The 21,288-nt window shown below is 49.3% G+C and carries 21 protein-coding genes, 1 pseudogene and 1 riboswitch; of the genes and pseudogenes, 8 read left to right on the forward strand and 14 right to left on the reverse strand.

Annotation, left to right across the window (positions count from 1 at the left end):
- Positions 1 to 35: 35 nt before the first annotated feature.
- The 4 genes from J7E21_RS15100 to J7E21_RS15115 all read right to left on the reverse strand — a co-directional run bounded on the left by J7E21_RS15100 (position 36) and on the right by J7E21_RS15115 (position 4,439).
- Entirely contained in the window at positions 36 to 1,022 is a 987-nt protein-coding gene (locus J7E21_RS15100; protein WP_215109293.1) for a class I SAM-dependent methyltransferase, read from the reverse strand.
- Positions 1,019 to 2,326 carry an FAD-dependent oxidoreductase gene (locus J7E21_RS15105; RefSeq protein ID WP_215109295.1) on the reverse strand — a complete coding sequence of 436 codons (1,308 nt, stop codon included), beginning with the start codon at positions 2,324 to 2,326 and terminating at the stop codon, positions 1,019 to 1,021. The genes J7E21_RS15100 and J7E21_RS15105 overlap by 4 nt, the downstream gene beginning before the upstream one ends.
- Positions 2,327 to 2,436: 110 nt before the next feature.
- Entirely contained in the window at positions 2,437 to 3,348 is a 912-nt protein-coding gene (locus J7E21_RS15110) for a pseudouridine-5'-phosphate glycosidase (RefSeq protein ID WP_215109297.1), read from the reverse strand.
- Positions 3,345 to 4,439, reverse strand: a complete 1,095-nt coding sequence (locus tag J7E21_RS15115) for a carbohydrate kinase (protein WP_215109299.1) — start codon at positions 4,437 to 4,439, stop codon at positions 3,345 to 3,347. The genes J7E21_RS15110 and J7E21_RS15115 overlap by 4 nt, the downstream gene beginning before the upstream one ends.
- Positions 4,440 to 4,587: 148 nt before the next feature.
- On the opposite strand from J7E21_RS15115, the gene J7E21_RS15120 reads away from it, so the two are divergent.
- The 4 genes from J7E21_RS15120 to J7E21_RS15135 all read left to right on the forward strand — a co-directional run bounded on the left by J7E21_RS15120 (position 4,588) and on the right by J7E21_RS15135 (position 7,783).
- Positions 4,588 to 5,820 (forward strand): aminopeptidase, encoded by a 1,233-nt coding sequence (locus J7E21_RS15120; RefSeq protein WP_215109301.1) that lies wholly within the window; start codon positions 4,588 to 4,590, stop codon positions 5,818 to 5,820.
- Positions 5,821 to 5,904: 84 nt separating this feature from the next.
- Positions 5,905 to 6,045: a hypothetical protein gene (locus J7E21_RS15125; RefSeq protein WP_215109303.1), complete on the forward strand. Its 141-nt coding sequence runs from the start codon at positions 5,905 to 5,907 to the stop codon at positions 6,043 to 6,045.
- A 124-nt stretch (positions 6,046 to 6,169) separates the two neighbouring features.
- Positions 6,170 to 7,177: a rod-share determining protein MreBH gene (mreBH, locus tag J7E21_RS15130; protein ID WP_215109305.1), complete on the forward strand. Its 1,008-nt coding sequence runs from the start codon at positions 6,170 to 6,172 to the stop codon at positions 7,175 to 7,177.
- A gap of 30 nt (positions 7,178 to 7,207) precedes the next feature.
- Positions 7,208 to 7,783, forward strand: coding sequence for a beta-class carbonic anhydrase (locus J7E21_RS15135; protein ID WP_215109307.1), 576 nt, complete (start codon positions 7,208 to 7,210; stop codon positions 7,781 to 7,783).
- A gap of 8 nt (positions 7,784 to 7,791) precedes the next feature.
- Here J7E21_RS15135 and J7E21_RS15140 read toward each other — a convergent pair whose 3' ends face one another.
- The 3 genes from J7E21_RS15140 to J7E21_RS15150 form a co-directional block, all read right to left on the reverse strand.
- Positions 7,792 to 8,274, reverse strand: a complete 483-nt coding sequence (locus tag J7E21_RS15140) for a DinB family protein (RefSeq protein ID WP_215109308.1) — start codon at positions 8,272 to 8,274, stop codon at positions 7,792 to 7,794.
- A gap of 78 nt (positions 8,275 to 8,352) precedes the next feature.
- Positions 8,353 to 8,901: a GNAT family N-acetyltransferase gene (locus tag J7E21_RS15145; protein ID WP_215109310.1), complete on the reverse strand. Its 549-nt coding sequence runs from the start codon at positions 8,899 to 8,901 to the stop codon at positions 8,353 to 8,355.
- Between the two features lies 1 nt (position 8,902).
- Positions 8,903 to 10,693, reverse strand: coding sequence for a M3 family oligoendopeptidase (locus tag J7E21_RS15150; RefSeq protein ID WP_215109312.1), 1,791 nt, complete (start codon positions 10,691 to 10,693; stop codon positions 8,903 to 8,905).
- Positions 10,694 to 10,880: 187 nt separating this feature from the next.
- On the opposite strand from J7E21_RS15150, the gene J7E21_RS15155 reads away from it, so the two are divergent.
- A complete protein-coding gene (locus J7E21_RS15155) occupies positions 10,881 to 11,621 on the forward strand; it encodes a tryptophan-rich sensory protein (protein ID WP_215109314.1) in 741 nt (246 codons plus the stop codon).
- A gap of 52 nt (positions 11,622 to 11,673) precedes the next feature.
- Here J7E21_RS15155 and map read toward each other — a convergent pair whose 3' ends face one another.
- Positions 11,674 to 12,426 carry a type I methionyl aminopeptidase gene (gene map / locus J7E21_RS15160; RefSeq protein ID WP_215109316.1) on the reverse strand — a complete coding sequence of 251 codons (753 nt, stop codon included), beginning with the start codon at positions 12,424 to 12,426 and terminating at the stop codon, positions 11,674 to 11,676.
- Positions 12,427 to 12,544: 118 nt separating this feature from the next.
- Positions 12,545 to 13,120, reverse strand: coding sequence for an energy-coupled thiamine transporter ThiT (gene thiT, locus J7E21_RS15165; protein ID WP_215109318.1), 576 nt, complete (start codon positions 13,118 to 13,120; stop codon positions 12,545 to 12,547).
- Positions 13,121 to 13,218: 98 nt separating this feature from the next.
- A riboswitch (TPP riboswitch) is annotated at positions 13,219 to 13,317 on the reverse strand.
- A gap of 139 nt (positions 13,318 to 13,456) precedes the next feature.
- On the opposite strand from thiT, the gene J7E21_RS15170 reads away from it, so the two are divergent.
- Together J7E21_RS15170 and J7E21_RS15175 are read left to right on the forward strand one after the other, a co-directional pair.
- Positions 13,457 to 14,539 carry a M20 family metallopeptidase gene (locus tag J7E21_RS15170; RefSeq protein WP_215109320.1) on the forward strand — a complete coding sequence of 361 codons (1,083 nt, stop codon included), beginning with the start codon at positions 13,457 to 13,459 and terminating at the stop codon, positions 14,537 to 14,539.
- A 62-nt stretch (positions 14,540 to 14,601) separates the two neighbouring features.
- Positions 14,602 to 14,751 (forward strand): hypothetical protein, encoded by a 150-nt coding sequence (locus J7E21_RS15175; RefSeq protein ID WP_215109322.1) that lies wholly within the window; start codon positions 14,602 to 14,604, stop codon positions 14,749 to 14,751.
- A 78-nt stretch (positions 14,752 to 14,829) separates the two neighbouring features.
- Here the strand turns inward: J7E21_RS15175 and J7E21_RS15180 are convergent, their stop codons facing one another.
- The 4 genes and pseudogenes from J7E21_RS15180 to J7E21_RS15195 form a co-directional block, all read right to left on the reverse strand.
- Positions 14,830 to 15,774: an SGNH/GDSL hydrolase family protein gene (locus J7E21_RS15180; RefSeq protein WP_215109324.1), complete on the reverse strand. Its 945-nt coding sequence runs from the start codon at positions 15,772 to 15,774 to the stop codon at positions 14,830 to 14,832.
- A 12-nt stretch (positions 15,775 to 15,786) separates the two neighbouring features.
- The gene (locus tag J7E21_RS15185; RefSeq protein WP_215109326.1) at positions 15,787 to 17,010 is read right to left on the reverse strand and encodes an aminopeptidase; all 1,224 of its coding nucleotides are present in this window, start codon (positions 17,008 to 17,010) and stop codon (positions 15,787 to 15,789) included.
- Entirely contained in the window at positions 17,007 to 18,167 is a 1,161-nt protein-coding gene (locus tag J7E21_RS15190; RefSeq protein ID WP_215109328.1) for a DEAD/DEAH box helicase, read from the reverse strand. The genes J7E21_RS15185 and J7E21_RS15190 overlap by 4 nt, the downstream gene beginning before the upstream one ends.
- 109 nt (positions 18,168 to 18,276) lie before the next feature.
- A pseudogene (locus tag J7E21_RS15195) lies at positions 18,277 to 19,007 on the reverse strand (MFS transporter); the annotation flags it as partial.
- A gap of 63 nt (positions 19,008 to 19,070) precedes the next feature.
- On the opposite strand from J7E21_RS15195, the gene J7E21_RS15200 reads away from it, so the two are divergent.
- Positions 19,071 to 19,739, forward strand: a complete 669-nt coding sequence (locus J7E21_RS15200; protein WP_215109330.1) for a TetR/AcrR family transcriptional regulator — start codon at positions 19,071 to 19,073, stop codon at positions 19,737 to 19,739.
- A 46-nt stretch (positions 19,740 to 19,785) separates the two neighbouring features.
- Here J7E21_RS15200 and J7E21_RS15205 read toward each other — a convergent pair whose 3' ends face one another.
- Positions 19,786 to 21,231 (reverse strand): amidase family protein, encoded by a 1,446-nt coding sequence (locus J7E21_RS15205; RefSeq protein WP_215109332.1) that lies wholly within the window; start codon positions 21,229 to 21,231, stop codon positions 19,786 to 19,788.
- Positions 21,232 to 21,288 lie beyond the last annotated feature (57 nt).

Here is a 21,288-nt window from a genome sequence, read left to right on the forward strand (position 1 = left end):
ACTCGTCTTATGCCTGTCGAGCCATAACGGCCACTTCAGCTTTTCTTTTCATATTGAACGATGTACCAGCCGCCTTCTTTGATGACGGTGCGCAGGCTGAGGAAATCGAGTCCGGATTCTTCTCCCCATTCAATGAGCTCTTCGCGTTTCGGCAACCGGTAGAGATTGTCGAAAGAGGAAAAGAAGCTGTTGAACACGTTGGCGAACGGCGTGCTGTCCGGTCCTCCGGCAATCGGCGTGACAATCGATAAGACGCCTCCGTCAGCCAGCCAACTGCTGAGTTCCTTGAATAAGGCTTGGCGCTTTTCGAGCGGAATATAATGCAGGACATTGTTGAGCATGATCATGTCCTGTGGTGATTCTGGCGTGTAATCCCAAAGGTCTGCCTGTTCGATCGAAATATTCTTTCGTCCTTTGGTCAAAGCTTTGGCCGTATCGACGACTTCTTTGCTGATTTCAATTCCCGTGAACTGCGTAGAAGGGAATTTTTGTGCCAGTTTTTTTATGTAGCCCCCTTCTCCGCATCCAATATCGAGAACGCGACGGCACTTTTTCTCTTTCAACCGAGCAGCCATTTTCGGATACGCCAATACTTCCAGCAGCCGGCTTGTTTCAGCGACAGTCGGCGCATGCTCGTCTTCGTTAAAGTGGAGGCGATTTTTGCTGCGCATCATTTTCGGATATTCCAAAAGTGTCGGAATGTGCAGCTCCATCATTTCCTTCAGTAACACACCCGATGAATTATTGCCTTTGGATTTCGGCAGTTTCCACCTGTTCTTCAGTTGATAGCGGTTGCGGCCGACTTCTTTCAAGTAGCCGATGGAAACACCGACTGCTACCCATTGCGCCAGCAATTGCTCGTCGAGATCGAGTGCATCCGCCACATCAAACTGTGTCACCGGCCGTTCGAATGCTTTGTATAAATCCATCTCATAGCCGACATACGCATGCCAGCTGTATAAGAAGGGCTCGTTGCGTTTCATATAAGTACGGGCTTTCACCATTTTCATTATGTCTATCATATTAGTCCCTCCACTTTCCACGGGTAATCATCTTCGGGTTTGTAATATTTCAGTTCCTTCGTGTCTTCCGCCAATTCCTTTGCTCGAACCGGCATGAACCCTCCTTGGATAAAGCGGTCGCGGACATTTTCTTTCCACAAACCGAGCCCTGAAACGTTAAGCATCTGCTTGAAGTGAAGAATCGGATCTTCCTCCATCCGCTCGAACGTCCGCTGGCGCAAATAACTGACCGGGCGATACGGGAACGAATACGCGAGTGCCGCCAAATGGCTCAACTGGATGACATGGTCTGCCCGGCGATAGCGCACTTTTTCGTACCATTCGAGGTTTGCCGGATTATTCTTTTCTTCCGTGAGGATATCTGCAGCGAGTTCTCCGAGCACATCTGCATCCTGTATCGCCATATTCATGCCTTCTCCCGCCATCGGATGAACAGCATGTGCTGCATCGCCGATAATCGCTTTATTGCCTTTGACGTACGATTCTGCATGATACATGATCGGAATCATCAGCTGGATTTTTTTCCAGTCCGTCAGCCGCTGGACATAGCCGTCCACAACCGGTGCCAAATCGGTATAGAGTTTGTGGAAATGGCTGATTGGCTTTTCTTTTAAAGTTTTATAATCTCCCTGCGGAATCAAATAAACGCTGCGCACTTGATTATCGGGAAGCGGGAACAATCCAAGAAAGCGGTTATACGTTGAAATGATTTTGCCGTCTGTGAAATTTTCCGCACGTGGAAACGTGACAGTCAGGAAATGGTGGTTATATGTCGTTTGCTTTACTTCGATCTCCATCGTTTTTCTCGTAACCGAAGAACGCCCTTCCGCCCCGAAGAAATACTTGGCTTCCACTTCAAATTTTTCCGTGCCTTTTTGGAGGATAGCCGTATTTTCTGTATAGCCTTTGCAAGCTGTGCCTTTTAAATAATGGAAGTTTTCATATTCAGAAGCTGCTTTTCGAATGATGGTTTTCAGCTCTTCGTGATGGATCATATAAGCAGCATTATATTTTCCTGGTAAGACACTGTAATCCATAAACGATTGGTCTTTTACTTTCAGCGAACTCGACAGCTCGAGCATGTCGAGCACTTTGATTTCGTTGGACCGGTCGCAAATCGATTCATAGACGCCAAGGCCATCAAAAATCTGCATGCTCTTCGGCTGTAGTAATTCCCCTTTATATGTCGGTGACCTGACAGCCATCCGTTCCGCGAGTATGACGTCAAAGCCGCGCCGAACCAATTTCAATGCGAGCGTTAACCCGCCTACACCTCCGCCGCCGATGAACACATCCGTTTTCATGAGCTTCAACTCCTTGACATTCCTTACCCTGAAACAGAGTTCATGAAAACCGAAGAAACGGCAAATGACAAAAAAAAGACTCCCTAGGGGTCTTTTTTCACAAATTGTTCTTAAAGCGCTTGGTATGCAGCTGCAAGCTGTGCGCCGACTTTGGCATTGTGCTTGACGAGCTCGATATTGGCGACCAAGCTTTTGCCTTTTGTTAGTTCCTTTATTTTGCCGAGCAAGAACGGTGTCACTTCTTTTCCGCTGATGCCATTTGTGTTTGCTTTTGCCATCGCCTGTTCGATGATTTGGTCGATAAAGGCTTTATCGAGGGCATGTTCTTCGGGGATCGGGTTGGCGATGACGGCGCCGCCTTTTAACCCTAATGTCCATTGCGCTTTCAGGATGCGCGCAAGTTCTTCAGTCGATTCCGAACCGTAGCTTAAGGCGAAGCCGCTGTTGCGTGTGTAGAATGCTGGCATCTCGTCCGTTTGATAACCGATCACCGGCACTCCCTTCGTTTCTAAATATTCCAAGGTGAGCCCGATATCCAAAATTGATTTTGCACCGGCACAGACGACCGCGACACCTGTATTCGAAAGTTCTTCCAAATCGGCGGAAATATCCATCGTCGCTTCCGCTCCGCGGTGAACGCCGCCGATGCCGCCTGTGGCAAACACCCGGATGCCGGCAAGCTCCGCACAAATCATCGTTGCTGCGACTGTAGTCGCCCCGATTTTTTTCGTTGCGAGCAATTGACCGATGTCGCGGCGGGAAACTTTCGCCACGTCCGGTGAATTGCCGAGCAATTCCAGTTCCTCTTCGGACAAACCGATGTTGATGCGCCCATCCATCAACGCAATCGTCGCCGGCACTGCACCATAGTCGCGGACAATTTGCTCGACTTCGCGTGCTGTTTCGACATTTTGTGGATACGGCATGCCGTGGGAGATGATCGTCGATTCCAATGCAACAATCGGTTTTTTCTGGTCTATGGCTTCCTGTACTTCTGTTGAATAACTGATCATATCTATCATATTAATTCCTCCAATTCATTAGTTAACAGCGTTTCGTTCAATTCTGGGCGTACGGTCTGTGCGCTGTCGAGCGTTTTGGCTGCGTTGACCATGCCCAACCGCACCGCTTGTGTAAAACCGTATCCCGATAGACACCCGTGCAGCAGTCCGCCCGTAAAGGCATCTCCTGCGCCTGTTACATCTTCCACACGCTGCGTTTCGATTGCTTTGAAATGGGCAATGCCTTCACCGTTTCCAGCCATTGCCCCGTCTTTTCCTCCGGTCACCACGACCGCCCCCGCTCCCTGTTGGAGCAGCAGTTCGACAGAGCGCCTCCAGTCTGCTTCATCAGTGATTGAAAGGCCAAGCCGCAGAGCTGCTTCGTCGCGGTTTAAAATCAACCAGGAAATGCCGGTCAGGCTTTCTCCGAGGCGGTCCATTTTCGGAGCCGATACAGGAATGACGGCAACCGGCACTCGAGCGGATGATGCCAAGTCCTGTAAATAGCGCACCGTTTCTTTCGGGCAATTCAAATCAACGATCAACAGTTTTGCGTGCATCAATTTCGCCCGGTGCGGCTCAAGGTAAGCGGGTGTCAATTCACTGTAGATGTCCATATCAGCAAGCGCCAAAGTCATCTCGCCGTCCGGCTCCAAAACGGCGGTGTAGCTGCCGGTAACGCCGTGCGCTATATTTTTCGTCAGCGCCGTATCCATGAATGCTGCAGAAGCTTCTTCGATAAAGCGCCATTCAGGGTCATCCCCCGCTACTGTGATTAACTGGACTTTATGTCCAAGCCGCCCGATATTTTCTGCGATGTTGCGCGCGACTCCCCCGACGCTCCTTGTTACTGTTGCCGGATTCGACGTACCGGGTACAGACGTCGCCTTCAGGTGGAATTTGCGGTCGACATTCGCGCCGCCGATACACAGGATCGCATCTTCTTCCGGCAGCACATACGCTCTTCCGACAATCCGCCCCTGCTTGATCAAGCCGGATATCAAATTGGCCAGTGACGGCCGTGAAATGCCTAAAGCATCGGCCATTTCCTGCTGGGACATATACGGATTTCGTTCGATCAGCGTCAGGATTTCCTGTTCCTTCCGGGTCATAGGATTCCCTCCTTTTCTAAACTTTTGTTTATATAATAAACTTTTATAATAAATAATGCAAATCATTTTTCCTCACCACTCTGTCTTCTATTGCGCTTTCTGTTTGAATATTGCTACTATAGAAAAGATGAGAGGAGTGTTTTTGAAAATGTCCACATTTGAAGAAAAGTTATCCCGTTACGCTGAATTAGCTGTAAAAGTAGGTGTCAATATTCAGCCTGATCAAAAATTGTATATTGCGGCTTCTATAGATGCAGCACCCTTCGTTCGATTGATTGTCAAAAAAGCCTATGAAGAAGGTGCAAGACAGGTTTTCGTCGATTGGAGCGATGATGCCATCTCCCGTACCCGCTTTGAAAAAGCACCGGAAGATTCGTTTACCGAGTTTCCTGCATGGAAAGTGCAAGAGCGCGAGCAGCTGGCCGAACAAGGCGCAGCATTCATCAGCGTTGTTTCGCAAAGCCCGGACCTATTGAAAGGGATCGATTCAAAGCGCATCGCCGCGTCACAAAAAGCTGCCGGACAAGCACTCAACAAATACCGCCAATACGTGCAATCCGATAAAATCAGCTGGTCGGTCCTAGCAGCCCCGTCTACAGAATGGGCGAAGAAAGTATTCCCGGACCTGCCGGAAAACGAGCAAATGGATGCGCTGTGGGAAGCGATTTTCAAAGCTGTCCGTGCGGATCTGGAAGATCCGATCGAAGCATGGCTCGAGCATGACCGCACGCTCCATACAAAAGTCGATTATTTGAATGGCAAGAAATACGCGAAACTACACTACACCGCACCTGGCACGGACCTTGAAGTGGCCCTTCCAAAAGGCCATTTGTGGGCTGGCGCCGGTTCCATCAACGAAAAGGGCGATGCGTTCATGGCCAACATGCCGACAGAGGAAGTGTTCACTGTTCCCCATAAAGACGACGTCAACGGCTATGTCTCGAGTACGAAACCGTTAAGTTACGGCGGCAATATCATCGATGGCTTTAAGGTGACGTTCAAAGACGGACGCATTACAGACGTTGTTGCCGAACAAGGAGAAGAAGTGCTAAAACAATTGGTGGCAACCGACGAAGGCTCCCATCGCCTCGGGGAAGTCGCACTTGTGCCGCACCAGTCGCCGATCTCGGATTCCGGCATCCTGTTCTTCAATACACTTTACGATGAAAATGCATCCAACCATTTCGCCATCGGCAGCGCGTATGCTTTCTGCTTAGAAGGCGGCAAGACGATGTCACCTGATGAACTCCAACAACACGGATTGAACCAAAGCATCACCCACGTCGATTTCATGGTCGGCTCTGCTGATATGGATATCGATGGCATCTCAGAAGACGGCTCGCGCGAAGCGATTTTCCGCGGCGGCAACTGGGCATTCTAAAGGTCGTTAATTCGACACTTAATTTTCTTTAGAGTTTCATGTATACTGAATATGATAATTACAGTTTAGAGAGGAGTTATCATTATGTTCTACGGTATAACTGTTGTTCTTGGGTTTACGGTCGTAATCTTTATATTCTTCTTTACGCTGATGCATTTTATTGGCAAAGTGCTTCGCAGCCACGATGCAGAGCATATCGATCCGTTACCGAAAGAGCGCTACTAAAAAAAAGCTCTGCCTCAACACGAGGCAGAGCTTTTTTCTGTTTTGCAGTGCCACTATCACATCTCCCAGGAAAGTGATAAAATTTGAATAAGCATTGTCCATACCGATTAGGAGGAATTCATTCATGTTTTCTGCAACGGATATCGGGATCGATCTCGGTACCGCAAACATTCTTGTTTATACAAAGTCCAAAGGCGTCATCTTTAACGAGCCGTCCATTGTAGCGCTCGATGCACGCAGCGGAGCCGTCATCGCAATCGGCACCGAAGCCAAAGCGATGCTCGGCAAGGCACCCGATTCGATTCGCATCGTGCGGCCGATGAAAGAAGGCGTCATCGCTGACTTTGACGTCACGCGCGAACTGTTGAAGCTGGTTATGCAAAAGGCATCGAAACAGCTCGGCGGATCACTCCGCAAACCGAAAGTCATGGTTTGCACCCCGTCCGGTGCGACAGCGGTTGAACGCCGCGCCATCCATGATGCCGTCAAGCAAAGCGGCGCAAAATCCGTGCATTTGATCGAAGAAACCGTCGCTGCAGCCATTGGAGCGGACTTGCCGATCACAGAACCAGTCGCGTCGGTTATCGTCGATATCGGCGGCGGTACGACCGAAGTGGCGATCATCTCGTTCGGCGGCGTCGTGTCTTCCAGCACGATTAAAATTGCCGGCGACCGGATGGATGAAGACATCATCCAATACGTGCGCAAGCATTATAATTTGTTGATCGGCGAAAAAACGGCCGAAACGATCAAAAAGGAAATCGGCTATGCCCCGATTCCCCACGAACCGAAAAAGATGAACGTCCGCGGCCGCGACGTATTGAGCGGATTGCCGAAAACGATTGAACTGAGTTCCGACGAAATGCAAAAAGCGCTGAGCGAATCCTTATCAGCCATTTTGGAATGCATCCGCGCCACTTTGGAGAATTGTCCGGCGGAACTGTCCGGCGATATGGTCGACCAAGGCGTCGTCATCTCAGGCGGCGGTGCATTATTAAAAGGATTGCAGGAATGGCTGACAGAAGAAATTTCTGTACCGGTCCATATCGCACCGGACCCATTGGAATCCGTCGCTATTGGTACCGGGCGGTCGCTCGGCATGATCGACCAGCTCGAAAAGATGTCGCGGTAATTAATCAAATCACCTCAAGGAGGAACTAGTATGTCTTTATTGAATGAGATTTTGGGCTATAACGAAAAATTCGTCCAGGAAAAAAAGTACGAAGAATACAGAACAACCAAATTCCCTGACAAGCGCATGGTCATTTTGACGTGCATGGATACGCGCTTGTTCGAACTGTTGCCGAAAGCGATGAACTTGAAAAAAGGTGATGTGAAGATCGTTAAAAGTGCCGGCGCTGTCATCAACCACCCGTTCGGCGGCATTATGCGCAGCTTGTTCGTTGCTGTTTACGAGTTGAATGCCGACGAAATTTACATTATCGGCCATCACGATTGCGGCATGGCTCAAGTGAAACCGGAAGGCATCATCGAAAAGATGAAAAGCCGCGGCATTGAACAAAGCACCATTGACCTGATGGATTACTCAGGCGTCAACCTCAACGAATGGCTGAAAGGCTTTGACGATGTAACAGAAAGCGTGCGCCACAGCGTCGACATGGTGCGCAACCATCCGCTGATGGATAAAAAAGTACCGGTCCATGGTCTTGTCATCGACCCGACAACCGGAAAACTCGATGTCATTGTAGATGGCTACGAAGATAAAGAAAACCGCTGAGAAAAATCTCAGCGGTTTTTTCTTTGGAAATGTATATAATCGAGCGGGATGCCCGATTGGTCGAATTGGCGCAATAAGGATGTGATCTGGCCGCGGTGGTAGCTCGCGTGATTGATGACTGTGAACAACATTTCATCGCGGCTATGACAAAACTTGAGGCCTTTCATATTGCGGTACGTAAATTCCTGTTGCCAACTTTCTTCGGTTAGTGAGGCGAAATAAAGTTCCATCTCTGCGTGCAATAGCAGGAACGCTTCCATCGCTTTCTCCACCGTCTCTACATCGAACTTTTCGAACGCCGGATTCTCGGCTCCGTTCATCCGTTTGAGCCAAATTTTTTCGACGCCGATTACGTGAGCAATGGTGTCCCGGATTGACGGGAAAGAACTTTTTCCCGCTTGCGTGTAATACGCTTCATTCAGTTCCTGGACATGCTCCAAAATTCGCTGGCTGGCCCACTTATGATAAGCAAATTGTTTTAATCGATCCACGCTCCATCCACTCCTCCATCAATTTTCAAGCCATCTCCGCACATTTTTCCACCATTTCCGATAGGCGGCCTTACCCTTTCAAAAATCTTGTTCAAGAAGCGCATAGTAATAATGGTCTTTCCATTCCCCATTGATAAACAAAAACCGCTTCAGCAAGCCTTCTTTTTGAAAGCCTGCTTTTTCGAGTACCCGCAGCGACCCCACATTATCGGGAGATACGTACGCTTCAATCCGGTGCAAGCGCAATTGTTCGAACCCGAAAGCCGTGATCAATTTGACCGCCTCGCTCGCAATGCCACGGCCGATAAATTGTTCGTCCATCGAATAGCCGACCAATGCACTTAGGAACGGCAATCGCTTAATGCTGTAAATCGAAATGTGGCCGATCAGCTGATTGGATTCATGCGAAAAAATCCCGAAACTGTATTCCCGGTTTTCGCGTGCCTGGTAAATGGCTTCACGTATTTTTTCACGCTGGACGGCAATGGTAAAGTAACTGTCCCGATGCCGCGGTTCATAAATCGCCCAGTAATTGCGGTTCTTCTGCAGAACCCGCACCATGTCTTCTGCATCTTCGACAGTAAGCGTACGGAGATAACACGTTTTCCCTTCAAATAGCAGATTCATCTTATCCCTCTTCTGCAGTCAATTTGATGAACTCTTCGACATCTTTTGTGCATAGCGCAATACCTTTTTCCCAGAATGCTTTTTGGGTGATGTCTTCCCCCAGATGCTTCATCGCCAAGTCTTCAGTGCTCATGATCGCCGTATCCCGCAGCAGCGCCATATATTTTTCTTCAAAGCCCTGCCCTTCTTCCAATGCTTTTGCATAGACGCTCAACGAGAAGAGATAACCGAACGTATACGGAAAATTATAAAACGGCACGTCGGTAATATAAAAATGCAGTTTCGATGCCCAAAAATGCGGATGCACACTCGATAAGCTGCCGGCAAACGCTTCTTCTTGAGCTTGCTCCATCAATTCATTCAAGCGGCTTGCCGCAACGACACCATTCTTCCGCTCCTCATAAAACCTCGTCTCGAACAGGAACCGAGCATGGATATTCATGAAAAAAGCTACGCTGCGCTGAATTTTATCCTCCAGTAAAGCGATTTCCTCTTGTTTGGTCTCCGCATTTTTCACCGCTGCATCCGCCACGATCATTTCTGCAAACGTCGACGCTGTTTCAGCGACATTCATCGCATAAGAACGGTTCAAATAATGCGCTCGCTGCAGTGCATACGTATGGAATGCATGGCCCAGTTCATGTGCAAGCGTTGCAACGTTCGACATTGATCCGCTATAGGTCATAAAAATGCGCGATTCATCGCTTTTCGGCAGCGATGTGCAAAAGCCACCCGGCATTTTATGCGGACGGTCTTCCGCTTCCACCCAGCCGTTTTCCAGTGCATGGCGCGAGAACTGCTCCAATTCCAGGCCGAATTTCCCGAACTGGCGAAGAATAAACTCAGCGCCTTGCTCATAGTCAAACTGCTGGGAGTTTTCGATAATGGGTGCATCGATATCATGCCAAGCGAGCTTTTCTTTGCCAAGAATTTCGGCTTTGCGCGACAAGTAATCCGCAAACGGCTGCTTGTGTTCGCTAATCGCCTGCCACATGACATCCAACGTTTCCTGTTTCATACGGTTCATCCGAAGCGGTTCTTCAAGCACACTTTCCACTCCACGCTTGTTGTACATTTGCAGGCGGAATCCCGCTAAGGAATTCAAGGTTTTCGCAAAAAGCTCTTCTTTTTCGCTCCATGCCTCCTCCAATTTCTCGTAAGCTTGTTTTCGGACTGTGGCATCTTTATGCGAGCTTAAATTATTCGCTTGCCCAACCGATAACGTCTTCTCTTCCCCGTCCACATCGACGCGCACCTTGGTCGAAGCAATCAGCAAATCGTATAACTCGCTCCAAGCGTGGTAGCCGTCGATCCCAAGCCCTGTAATCAGGCCTTCTTCTTTTTCGGACAACAGGCGTTTCGCTTCCTCGCGCCATTCTTCCAAAACGAAAGCAAACTCCTGCAAACTTTCGGTCGCCAATAGCTTTTCCCAAGCTTCCTGTTCGGTAGCCATGAGCGCTTGTTTGAATTTCAAAAAAGCGCTTTGGAAACGGGATTTCAAAAGCGCATGTTCACTTTGCAAAAGTGCGGCTTGCTTATCTTCTGTGTTTTGGGCCATCAAACAGCCGATAAACGCCCCCGCTTGGCGGACATCTATCGACACGGCAGCCGTCTGCTCCAAAAAACCCGCCACTTGTGACGGTTCTGCCGGGACCACGAATTGCTCTGCCGCCTGTTCGAAGTTCTTAAGTTTTTGAGCCGTATCGCCCAAATGCTTTTTCAGCTCAGCTGACTCGCTGCCCCCTTGAAATAGACTGTCGAGCTCCCATACTTCCGGATAAATAGCTGTCATATTGTTTTCCCCCTGCACTCACGAATTTTCAAAATACATTAATTAGTATAACATTTACCCTAGCTCAACGAAAATGGCGACCTGCCGGCACTTTTCACGATATCGCCATTTTTAGGAAACTTCCTGCACTTTCTTATTGGTCGTAACAGCGTACGAGTTTATACTGATACATGAGGAGGGATTTCATATGATTCGCATACTGCTGATGACGTTCGCCTTTATCGCCGTCATCATAATGAATGCCTTGGCTAATATACTGCCGATCAACGGTCAGGCTACCGGTGAAATCTCCAACCGGGTCCCGGTGCTTTTTACACCGGCCGGTTATGCGTTTTCCATTTGGTCTGTTATATATATTCTGTTGGCTGTCTGGATTGTCGGCTTTTGGCTGCGCTTGAAAAAAGGAGTATATCCTTCAGCGCAAGTTACATTGTTTTTTGTATTAAGTGCCATTTTTAATATTGTTTGGCTGCTTTGCTGGCATTACGAGTATTTTATCTGGTCGATTGTCGCGATGCTTGCTTATTTATTGTCGCTCATCGCCTTATATCTGCAATACAATAATTTCGAAAGCGGTTTTACCGAGCGCTTGCCCATTTCCGTCAATCTGGGCTGGATCAGTGTGGCGACAATCGCCAACATCAGCTACGTGCTGACCTTTTATAGTTGGAACGGCTGGGGACTCAGCGACCAATTATGGACGGTGATTATGTTGACGGTGGCAACTGCGCTAGCGCTGCATATCCGCTTCCATCATTCGGATATTCCGCTGACACTAGTGTTTATCTGGGCATTCATTGCAATCGTCGTAAGGCATGGCATGGATGAATTATTGGTCAGCACAGCAGCCCTGTTCCTAAGCGGCGTTTTGATGACAGGTATTTTATTGATCAAGAAGAAACCGGCGAAGCAGGACTTTACGCCATAAAAAAACAACCATCGGGTGATGGTTGTTTTTTTTCTTATTTCATTCACGAGCTTCAGTTTTCCAATTTCGTCAGCAAAATCGGTTCGCCTTTTGTGACGAGTACTGTATGTTCGATTTGTGCGACAAGCGACTGGTCCGGTGTGATGAATGTCCAGCCGTCCCCGGATTCGATGATGTGCTCGGATTTTTGGGAAACAAATGGTTCCACGGCGAGCACCATTCCTTCTTTAAGGATCGTCGTCTCCCACGCATCATAATAATTGAGGATGTGCTGCGGTGCTTCATGAAGCGATTTCCCGATGCCATGCCCAGTCAAGTTTTTGATGACGAAAAGCCCTTGGTCTTTTGCTTCCCGCTCGACTGCTTTGCCGATCTGGTTAAGCTTCGCACCTGCTTTTACTTTCATCATGGCGCGATCGAATGCAGATTCTGCCGCTTTGCATAATTTCTCCTTGGCTTCATGCCCTTGTCCGACGACAAAAGAAATGCCAGTATCGGCGAAATAGTCGCCATATGAACCCGACACGTCAATATTGACGATGTCGCCTTCTTTAATGACGCGTTTTCCGGGAATGCCGTGAGCTACTTCTTCGTTGACGCTGATGCATGTATAACCCGGGAAATCATATTCGGATTTCGGTGCGGACACGCCGCCCCATTGTTCGAATAAACGGCCGCCCAGCTCGTCGATTTCTTTCGTCGTAACCCCCGGTTTTACAGCGGCTTTCATCGTTTCACGGATTTCCGCCACCATGCGGCCGGCTTTTTTCAGTCCTTCAATATCTTTTTCAGTAGTTGCTATCATACTTACCCTTCTTTCACACTATTCTATTTGAGCATTATAACATAAAACAGTCGGAAACTGGCTTCTCGCACCGGTTCGGACCATATAAACACCGCCTACAGCTAGACGGTGTTTTCCATTACGATTCAGGCCGCGTAAGACGCGGTGCTGTGACAAAAAGCAAAGAGCAGACAACTGCCGCGACAACCGCGACAGGAATCATATACGTGGCGTTATAGACTGCCGAATAGATGAAGACATTGCCGTCAGCAAACATGCCGAAAAAAAGAATGCCGGTGATGACGTGGGTCACATAGCGGAGAAACGAACCGAGCAATACCCCGAGTGTTACCATCAGAACGATTTTGCCGGTTTTTTTTGTGAGGGTGGCTTCCAAATAGCGGCCCCGCAAAAGTCCGGCGAATCCGACGACACTGTACGCCAGCAGATAATCCAGAATCACTTGCATGACAACAAAACCGAATGACAGCGGGGCAACTGAGATAAAGCCGGTGACAATCTGCAGCAATCCGACCAAAAAACCGGTCGCCACACCTGCCAGAACGCCTCTCCGGAACGCCATCAGCACAATCGGGATCATCACCAGGCTGACCGATCCGCCTTGTGGCATACGGAATGCCACAAAGTCCAATACAAAGCCGAGCGCTGCAAAAATCGCAATCTCGACCATTAATAATACGCGCAAATTTCTCATTTAAAATTGCCTCCTTTTGGATTTGCACATCACCAGAAGGGCCGATTTTGCTGAAAAATACAAAAACGGCGCCAGGATAGATCCTGGCGCCGAAAGGGCCGGTTTTCCATCCACATCCCTGCGCAAGCATTAACTTACAGGTTCGAAGGGTAAGAACAAATCGTTCACTCTCAGCTATAGCTCCCCTTGTGGTGTATACAATTAATTCGTTATCATTTGTATTGTACACAAGGGATTTGAGGCTGGCAATCGTTTCAAGCAAAAAGGATAGGGTAGGTAGTAAATTAGTAGACATTTAAGAAAGGTGGTGGAGGCAGCTTGCGAGCTGCCTAACGAATGATTGATTTATTAAAAGACCTAATTAAAATTCAAAGTGATACGAAAGAAGGGGCAAATGAGGCGCTGTTATTTTGTTCTGCCTGGCTGAAAGCAAAAGGTGAAGACGTTACAGTGCACGATAATAAGGGCTACCTCATGCTGACGGCGAGCAAAGGAAAAGGCTTCGAGAAAGTCATATGGAACGGCCATGTTGATGTCGTGCCTGGCCATCCTGAACAATTTTCGACCATGGAAGAAGGGGACAAATTATACGGACGGGGCTCTGCCGATATGAAAGCCGGTGTCGCTGCCATGATGCAAGCTTTTATCGAGCTTGATGCTGCGGCATTGACACGTGAAGTGCAGCTCCATATCGTGACCGATGAAGAAATCGGCGGGCGCAACACCTCCAAGTGGTTAGTTGATGAGGGCTATTACGGTGATTTTGTCATTTGCGGCGAACCGACCCACTTGAAGATCGGCCTCCAGTCGAAAGGTATTTTACGGATGGATTTGACGTTCAAAGGAAAACCCGCTCATGGTTCGCGCCCTTGGGAAGGCATCAATGCCATCGAATCAGCGATGAAATACCATGCTGGCATGAAAGATCTGCCCTTCCGCAAAGAATCCACGGAGTATTACGAGCAGCCATCCGTCAATTTGCCGATCATCAATGCCGGCGACCGCTACAACGTCGTACCTGAAATCTGCAATATGTCTTATGATATCCGCTTTATGCCCGGACAAGACAAGGACGAGATTATCCGCCAGATGGCTGAACTTGCAGAAACAGTCGGCGTCGATATGGAATACAAAGCGAGCGGGTCGACTCCTGCCTTGACGACGACAGACGATCACCCATATATCCAAACCTTGATGACCGCAGTCGAACAGATCACCGAAGAACAACCAGTGCTCTTTGGCCAGCACGGCGCTGCGGATACGCGCTATTACGCTGAAAAAATCGACGGACAAGGCGCGATTGAGTTTGGCCCGAGCGGTGACGATTGGCACGGCAATGCAGAATACGTTTCGATTTCAAGCGTCCACGCCTATAAAGATATTCTCCTCGCCCATGCCTATGCCCAGACAAATGTTTAATTTGTGATGAAAACGGGTAAATACTATGAAACCCTTAAATGAAAACGAATGGAGCGATAAATATGGCTATTGGAAGACTCGTCAGATCAGCAATCAAATACGGACCGATTGCTTACCCGATCATCCGTAAAGTGATGAACAATAGAAAAAAGAACAGCGATAACGGTGAAGATACTTCACCAAACCGCAGTGACTCAAGCAAACGCCGCTAAATGAATAAAAGGACGGAGAAAATGAAATATTTTCTCCGTCCTTTTTTATGTTGAGTTTAAAATCCGCACCCACATTCCTTAAACAAATGGCAATGCTTGTCGGATGGCTAGATAATCATGCGGCGTGCGCTCAGTTGGCCGGGCTGCGGCATCATTGTCCGCAGACTCATCTTGAGCATCTTGTTCCGGCTGTTGCGTTTGTTCCGGTTCTTCAGAAGATGAATCTTCTTGCGTTTGCTGGATTTCTTCAAAGCTCATCGGTGCTAGTGGCGGCAGCTCTGCATCTTCTACAGTAGAGCCTTCCGAATACTGCTCAAAGAAAGCATTCGCCATTTCCTGATAGCCGTTCACGTTCGGATGCACGTCGCCGGCATTCGGCACCAGTTCCACAGCCTCTTCCCCGAAGCGCTCTGAGACTCCGACAAATGTCGCGCCTGCCCGCTCCGCTTCCTGCTCCAGAATAGCGTTCAATTGATCGAGCTGTTTTGCCGTGCCTTGCTTTTGGCTGTCACGGGCATGCGGATATGCGAAATAATACCCCATTACATAGACATCCGCAGACGGCGCGCTGTCAGACAGGTCCGCCAAAATCTTCCCGACGTTCTCACGAGCCGCATTCAGTGCATAATCCGCCTGGATCTGTTCATAGTTCAATGAACCTTCGGCAGCGTTCGGCTGCACGAGGCGCAATAAATCGTTTGCCCCTGCAGACACTGTGACAATATTCGCTGAAGCGAGTAATTCCGCTGCCTCATCGGATTGGATGCTGTCCAGTACTTCCGCTGCAGTGAAACCTGGAAACGCCAGGTCTTTCGAATATAACGCGACCGGCTGATTGCGCGTTAATTCCTGTGCAATCAAATCAGTATAACCGCTATCGATGGCACGGTCCGGCGTCTGTCCGGCAGCCAGTGAATCGCCGATCGCGACATACACGGCCGGCACCTGCAATTCAGCAGATGCTGCAGACGCAGAGCCCGTTAGTATAAGTCCTGCCAGTAACATGCTTGCTGTTTTCTTCATTTTCTCACCTCGTTAGAATGCCCAATTGCCGTTGCGGAAAACCGCTTCGACCTTGCCATCAGCTGTAATTCCGTCGATGTCCATTTCACTCGAGCCGATCATAAAGTCCTCATGGACGATTGATGTGTTAAGGCCATAATCTTTCAGCTGATCCCGCTCCAATTCTTTCCCGCCTTCAAGGCAAGTCGGATAGGAATCGCCGATCGCCAAATGGTTCGACGCATTTTCATCGAACAATGTATTGTAGAACAAAATGCCGGAATCTGAAATCGGCGACTGATGCGGCACGAGTGCCACTTCACCGAGATACGCCGCACCTGCGTCCGTTGTAATCAATTCACGGAGCAAATCCTCGCCGACCTCCGCTTGCGCTTCCACAATGCGGCCATTTTCAAAGCGCAAAGTGAATTCATCAATTCGGTTGCCCTGATAAACGAGCGGCTTCGTGTTGCGCACAATGCCGTCAACTTGTTCTTTTGACGGAACGGTGTACACTTCTTCTGTCGGCATATTGGCGATAAACGGCACTTGTTCCGGCGTGCGGGATGCACCGCTCATCCACATATGAGCCGGCGGCAACCCAATCGTCAAATCAGTGCCGGGCGCCCGGTAATGCAATTTTTGGTAGCGCCGTTCATTGAGCAGCGCTGCGCGTTGTTCGAGCTTTAAGATATGCTTTTGCCAAAGCTCAACAGCATCCGTTTCACCGATGCGCACAGTTTGAAAGATCACTTCCCATAAAGCGGCCATTTGGTCCTCTTCGTCCGGAAACACTTTTTGCGCCCATTTTTCCGACGGGATCGCTACGATCGACCAAGCGATTTTGTCGGAACCGACTGCTTGCCGGTAACGCTCCAGCGCCTTGCCGGCAGACTTTTGCGCATCGCTCAGACGCTTCGCCGGGATACCTGTCAAAAGATCCGGATCTTCGGCGTCGATCCATAAAAACGCGCCTTTTTTGTCGATGATGGCATCGCGCTGTCGCACAACCCAATCCGGAAACTCGTGAAACGCTCTGTCCGGCGCCAGTTCATAATGCGTCCGCGTGACGACCGGATCAGAAAACGCAACATGGACTTGTTTCGCGCCCGCTTCATAAGCTTTCGCAACGACTAAGCGCGTGAATTCCACGGTATCCGTCGTCGTTGCAATCAACAGTTCCTGGCCCGGCTGGACATTGACCCCAACGCGAACAGCCAGTTCTGCATACTGCGCTAACTTTTCCTCAAAACTCATCGGTTTTTCCCCTTCGCCGAGATGGTTTTGCTATTGCCTTCGATCAGTTCACCGCCGTGCATGATTTTCTGCACCGCTTTATCCGGCAATTGCTTCGTTAATTTCTTATAATATTTCTCATCCGCATACGCCAAAAGCGTCAATACTTCCCCGTCGGCTCCAGCACGTCCCGTTCTGCCTGAACGGTGCAAGTATTGCTCAATCGACATCGGCACATCGACGTGGACAACATGCGTCACTTGGTCGATATCCAAGCCGCGCGCTGCCACTTCCGTTGCAATCAACACAGCGGTGTCGCCTTTACGGAAATCATCGAGCGCTTTTTTGCGCTCTTCTTTTTTCATTTCGGAATGCAAAGTCGCGATTTTGGCATCGCGGAACTTCAGTTTACTTTCTTTCATCAGTACTTGGTCCAAACTGTTCACAAACGCCAATGCTTTGACGCCCTTCATATGAGACAGGCTGCGCAACAAATCAGTTTTATCCCGCTCATCCACTTTGATGAATGAATGGGTTACTTTTCCTTGCTTCGGCAAATCTGCCGCAGATACTTGCAGTCGAGTCGGGTACTTCATCAAGCGCTCCGCGACCAGTTCGATTTCTTCGGTGATCGTCGCCGATACCAACACCAGCTGGCGGTCCTGCTGGGTTTTTTCGATCAAATCTTTCATGACGCCGCGGTGCTCACGCGCCATCAATTGATCGCCTTCATCGAGAACCATGATGCGGATTTCATGCATCTTCAGTTTTTTGTTTTTGACCAGTTCATTCAATCTACCGGGCGTACCGACGACAATCGTCGGTTTTTTCTTCAGCTTATCCAGCTGCCGCTGGACGTTGGCACCGCCGATCAATGGCGTGACGGTGACATCCGTCCCCTCTGTCCATTCGCGCAAGACGTTGACGATCTGCATCGACAACTCTTGAGACGGGGCGATGATCATCGCTTGCGTCGCTGGTTTTTTTGGATCGATGCGCTCGAGTATTGGTAAAATATACGCCAATGTCTTGCCTGACCCCGTCGGAGATTCCGCGACAATGTCATTTCCTGCGAGCATTTCCGGAATCATCTGTTCTTGAATCGGCATCAATTCGGAAAAACCGGTTTTTTGCCATTTTTCCTGCCATACAGGACTCAAATCTTCTATACAATTCATGTGCCATTCCACCTTCTTTTCGATGCCTTTAGTGTACCATATCCGGCGCGCGGACGCCTTTTTCGGCACATGAAAAGGCGGCTCCATTTCCGGAAAACCGCCTTGCCTGTTAATCTGCGTATCGCCGTTTGTAGACGCGTTCTTTTTCTTCTTCTGTCGCGTGCAAGTCTGGCTTTTTAATGAAAAATGCCAGTACTAAAGAAGCGAGTGCGATGAACGTCGACACGGTGAACGAAAAGTTGATTCCTTCTAGCATTGCGGGAATCATGGCCGCTTGTTCTGTGGCCCCCCTGCTATGAGATTTTGTGCCACGGATTCGGTCCGCGTATTCATCAAAGTAACAAGAAACGCAGAACCGATCGCACCGGACACTTGCTGCAAAGTATTATTGATTGCTGTTCCGTGCGGATAGGATTTCATCGGCAATTGGTTGAGGCCGTTCGTCATGACCGGCATCATGACCATCGAGATGCCGAACATGCGCAAAGTGTAAATCGCCATGATTTCAAAATACCCGGTCTCAAGCGATAAATTGCTAAACAGAAATGTTGTATAGACGACAATCGCCAGGCCCGTAATCGCCAGCACTTCGGCGCCGTAGCAGTCAAACAATCGACCCGTCACCGGCGACATGATGCCCATGATGATGGCACCGGGCAGCATCAAGAGGCCGGATTCGATCGGTGAAATCGGCATGAGGATCATCGCCGAGAACATCGCCATCGATAAAGTGACCGAGATAACAGACGACAACGCGAACATCGGATGCTTATAGACGCGGAGCTCCAGCAGCGGTTCCTCAAGCTTTAGTTGGCGAACGATAAAGGCCGCCAGTGAAAGGTACGTTCTATAATTATTTCACGTCCAAGTCAGAATGCTTGATCGCCTTGATGGAATCGATCAGTGAAGATATCCGCACAGAACGCATCTCCGTCGCGTTCGGGCAATCGGCCTTCCGATGCGGATCTTCTCGCTAAGCAATTGGCAATCCGCATCCGCATGAATCATGAGAAAAACTTATTCTCGCTGTATGAAAGCATTTTCTATTCCCAGGACGAAGAGCTGAAGGCATTCGCCAAAAGCCAGTATATTGGCGAATTGAACTGGATCAAGGATCGCATCATCGACCTGTTCGGGGAACAAGCACGGCCCTATGCCCTCGAAAATGCCGCAACGGCAAACGGTGCGCTCCAGCAATTGATGCATGTTTGGCGCCTCAGCACCGACCAGCAATTGCCTCTCGTTGAATTGACCGACTACATTGTGCGCCGCATGAAACAAGCGCTTGAAATCCAATTGGCGGACGGCGAGCGCTTCTTGTCCGACCTGTTCCTGCAGGAGTCGACTGAACAGATGACGCTGACTGAAAGCACAAAACAATTGGAACGCTTCGCCGTTTCCGCCGAGCTGCCGGAACAGCAAGAGCTACTGGCATTTCTTGAGGAAGAACTCATCGCTGAAAAACCGCGCATGGCAATCATCCACAGCGCCCTGACGACTTTAGGTGCGTCTCGGGGACTCGATGCACAGTTGCAGCTGACACTCGAACAAATTTGGCGCCAATTGAAATAAACCTAAAACAGCCTCTTCGCAAATTATGCGAAGAGGCTGTTTTAGGTTATGGACGCTGACGCCCTTTGGTTGCATGTTCAAACGCATAAGCGTACTCGATGAGTTTCGGCTCATCAAATGCTTGTCCGGCAAAAGTGATGCTGAACGGTTCGCCAGCTTGCGTCTGGCAATACGGCACCGTAATCGACGGGAATCCGGCAGCGGCTCCGATATTGCAGCCGAAATCCTGCGGCAACAGCAGCGCATCGACCCTTGCTTTCTGAAGGCTCGCATTCATCCCTTGTTCCGCCGCCAAAAAACGATTGCGCTCAAGCGCTTCGACATATTCCCTTTCCGTCAGCATGCCGCTTAAGCGATCGGCTTGTTCGAGCAGGTTCTGGCCGAACTTCAGCATCGTTGTTGAATGCTCGTTGTTGAAACTGATGATATCCCGCAGCGAGCGGATCGGCTGCCCCGGGTTGGAGCTTGCCAAATAGGCATTCAGGTCGGATTTGAATTCATGGAGCAATACCGCAAAGCCGAGGTCTTCCTGGTCGGCTCCAAGGCTGATTTCCTTGATGTCCGCACCGCATTCGCGCAGCTGATCGAGCGCTTTTTCAAACGCATCCAGTTGTTCGTCACCGATTTTTTTGAACAACTCACGGTCAACACCAAAACAGACACTGGACAGCCCATTTTTTTTCAAGTGTTGATGCCAATCATAACTATTGAACGTCTCGGCAAATGCTGTAATCGTATCCTCTTCATCTTTCCCGATCAAAGCCTCAAATACTGTTACGGCATCTTCTACTGTCCGAGCTAGCGGGCCTGCAGTATCTTGCGTATGCGACAATGGAATGATGCCACGCCGGCTTATGAGCCCGATGGTCGGCTTGATCCCCACTAGGCTATTTTGAGCGGCTGGGTTGATAATCGAACCGGATGTTTCGGTTCCGATGGCCGCTGCCGCCAAATTCGTGGCGATTGCGGCCGCTGCGCCCGAACTCGAACCGCCGACATCAAACGGGCCGTAAGGATTTTTCACTTGTCCACCGCGCGAGCTATAGCCATTGGTCATTTTATCGCTCATGAAATTGGCCCATTCGGTCATATTCGTTTTGCCGAGAATGACCGCACCCGCTGCACGCAACTTCTCCACGACTGTTGCGTCACGCAAAGCATAATGATTTTCCAGCGCCAGAGACCCGGCACTTGTATGCATTTTATCGCCTGTATCGATATTGTCTTTGATGAGCAGCGGGATGCCGTGGAGTTTCGAGCGCGGTCCTTTTTGTCTCCGTTCGAAGTCGAGTGCTTGTGCAGTAAGCAGCGCGTCTGGATTGATTTCCAGCATAGCGTTGAGGTTTTGGTTGCGTAAGGAAATATTTTCTTTATACATCAACACCAGTTCTTCCGACGTTACATTCCCCAATTCCATTTCTTCCTGCATTTTGGCGATGGTCATTTCGTCCAGCTTGCCTGTTCGGTAGCTTTCCAGTTTTTGATGATGCATGCTTGTCCCTCCTATATTGTCCAGAAATAGCGTCCATTTTTCTGCAGCCATAAATCG

The organism is Planococcus sp. ISL-109, from assembly GCF_018613655.1.
Lineage (GTDB): Bacteria > Bacillota > Bacilli > Bacillales_A > Planococcaceae > Planococcus.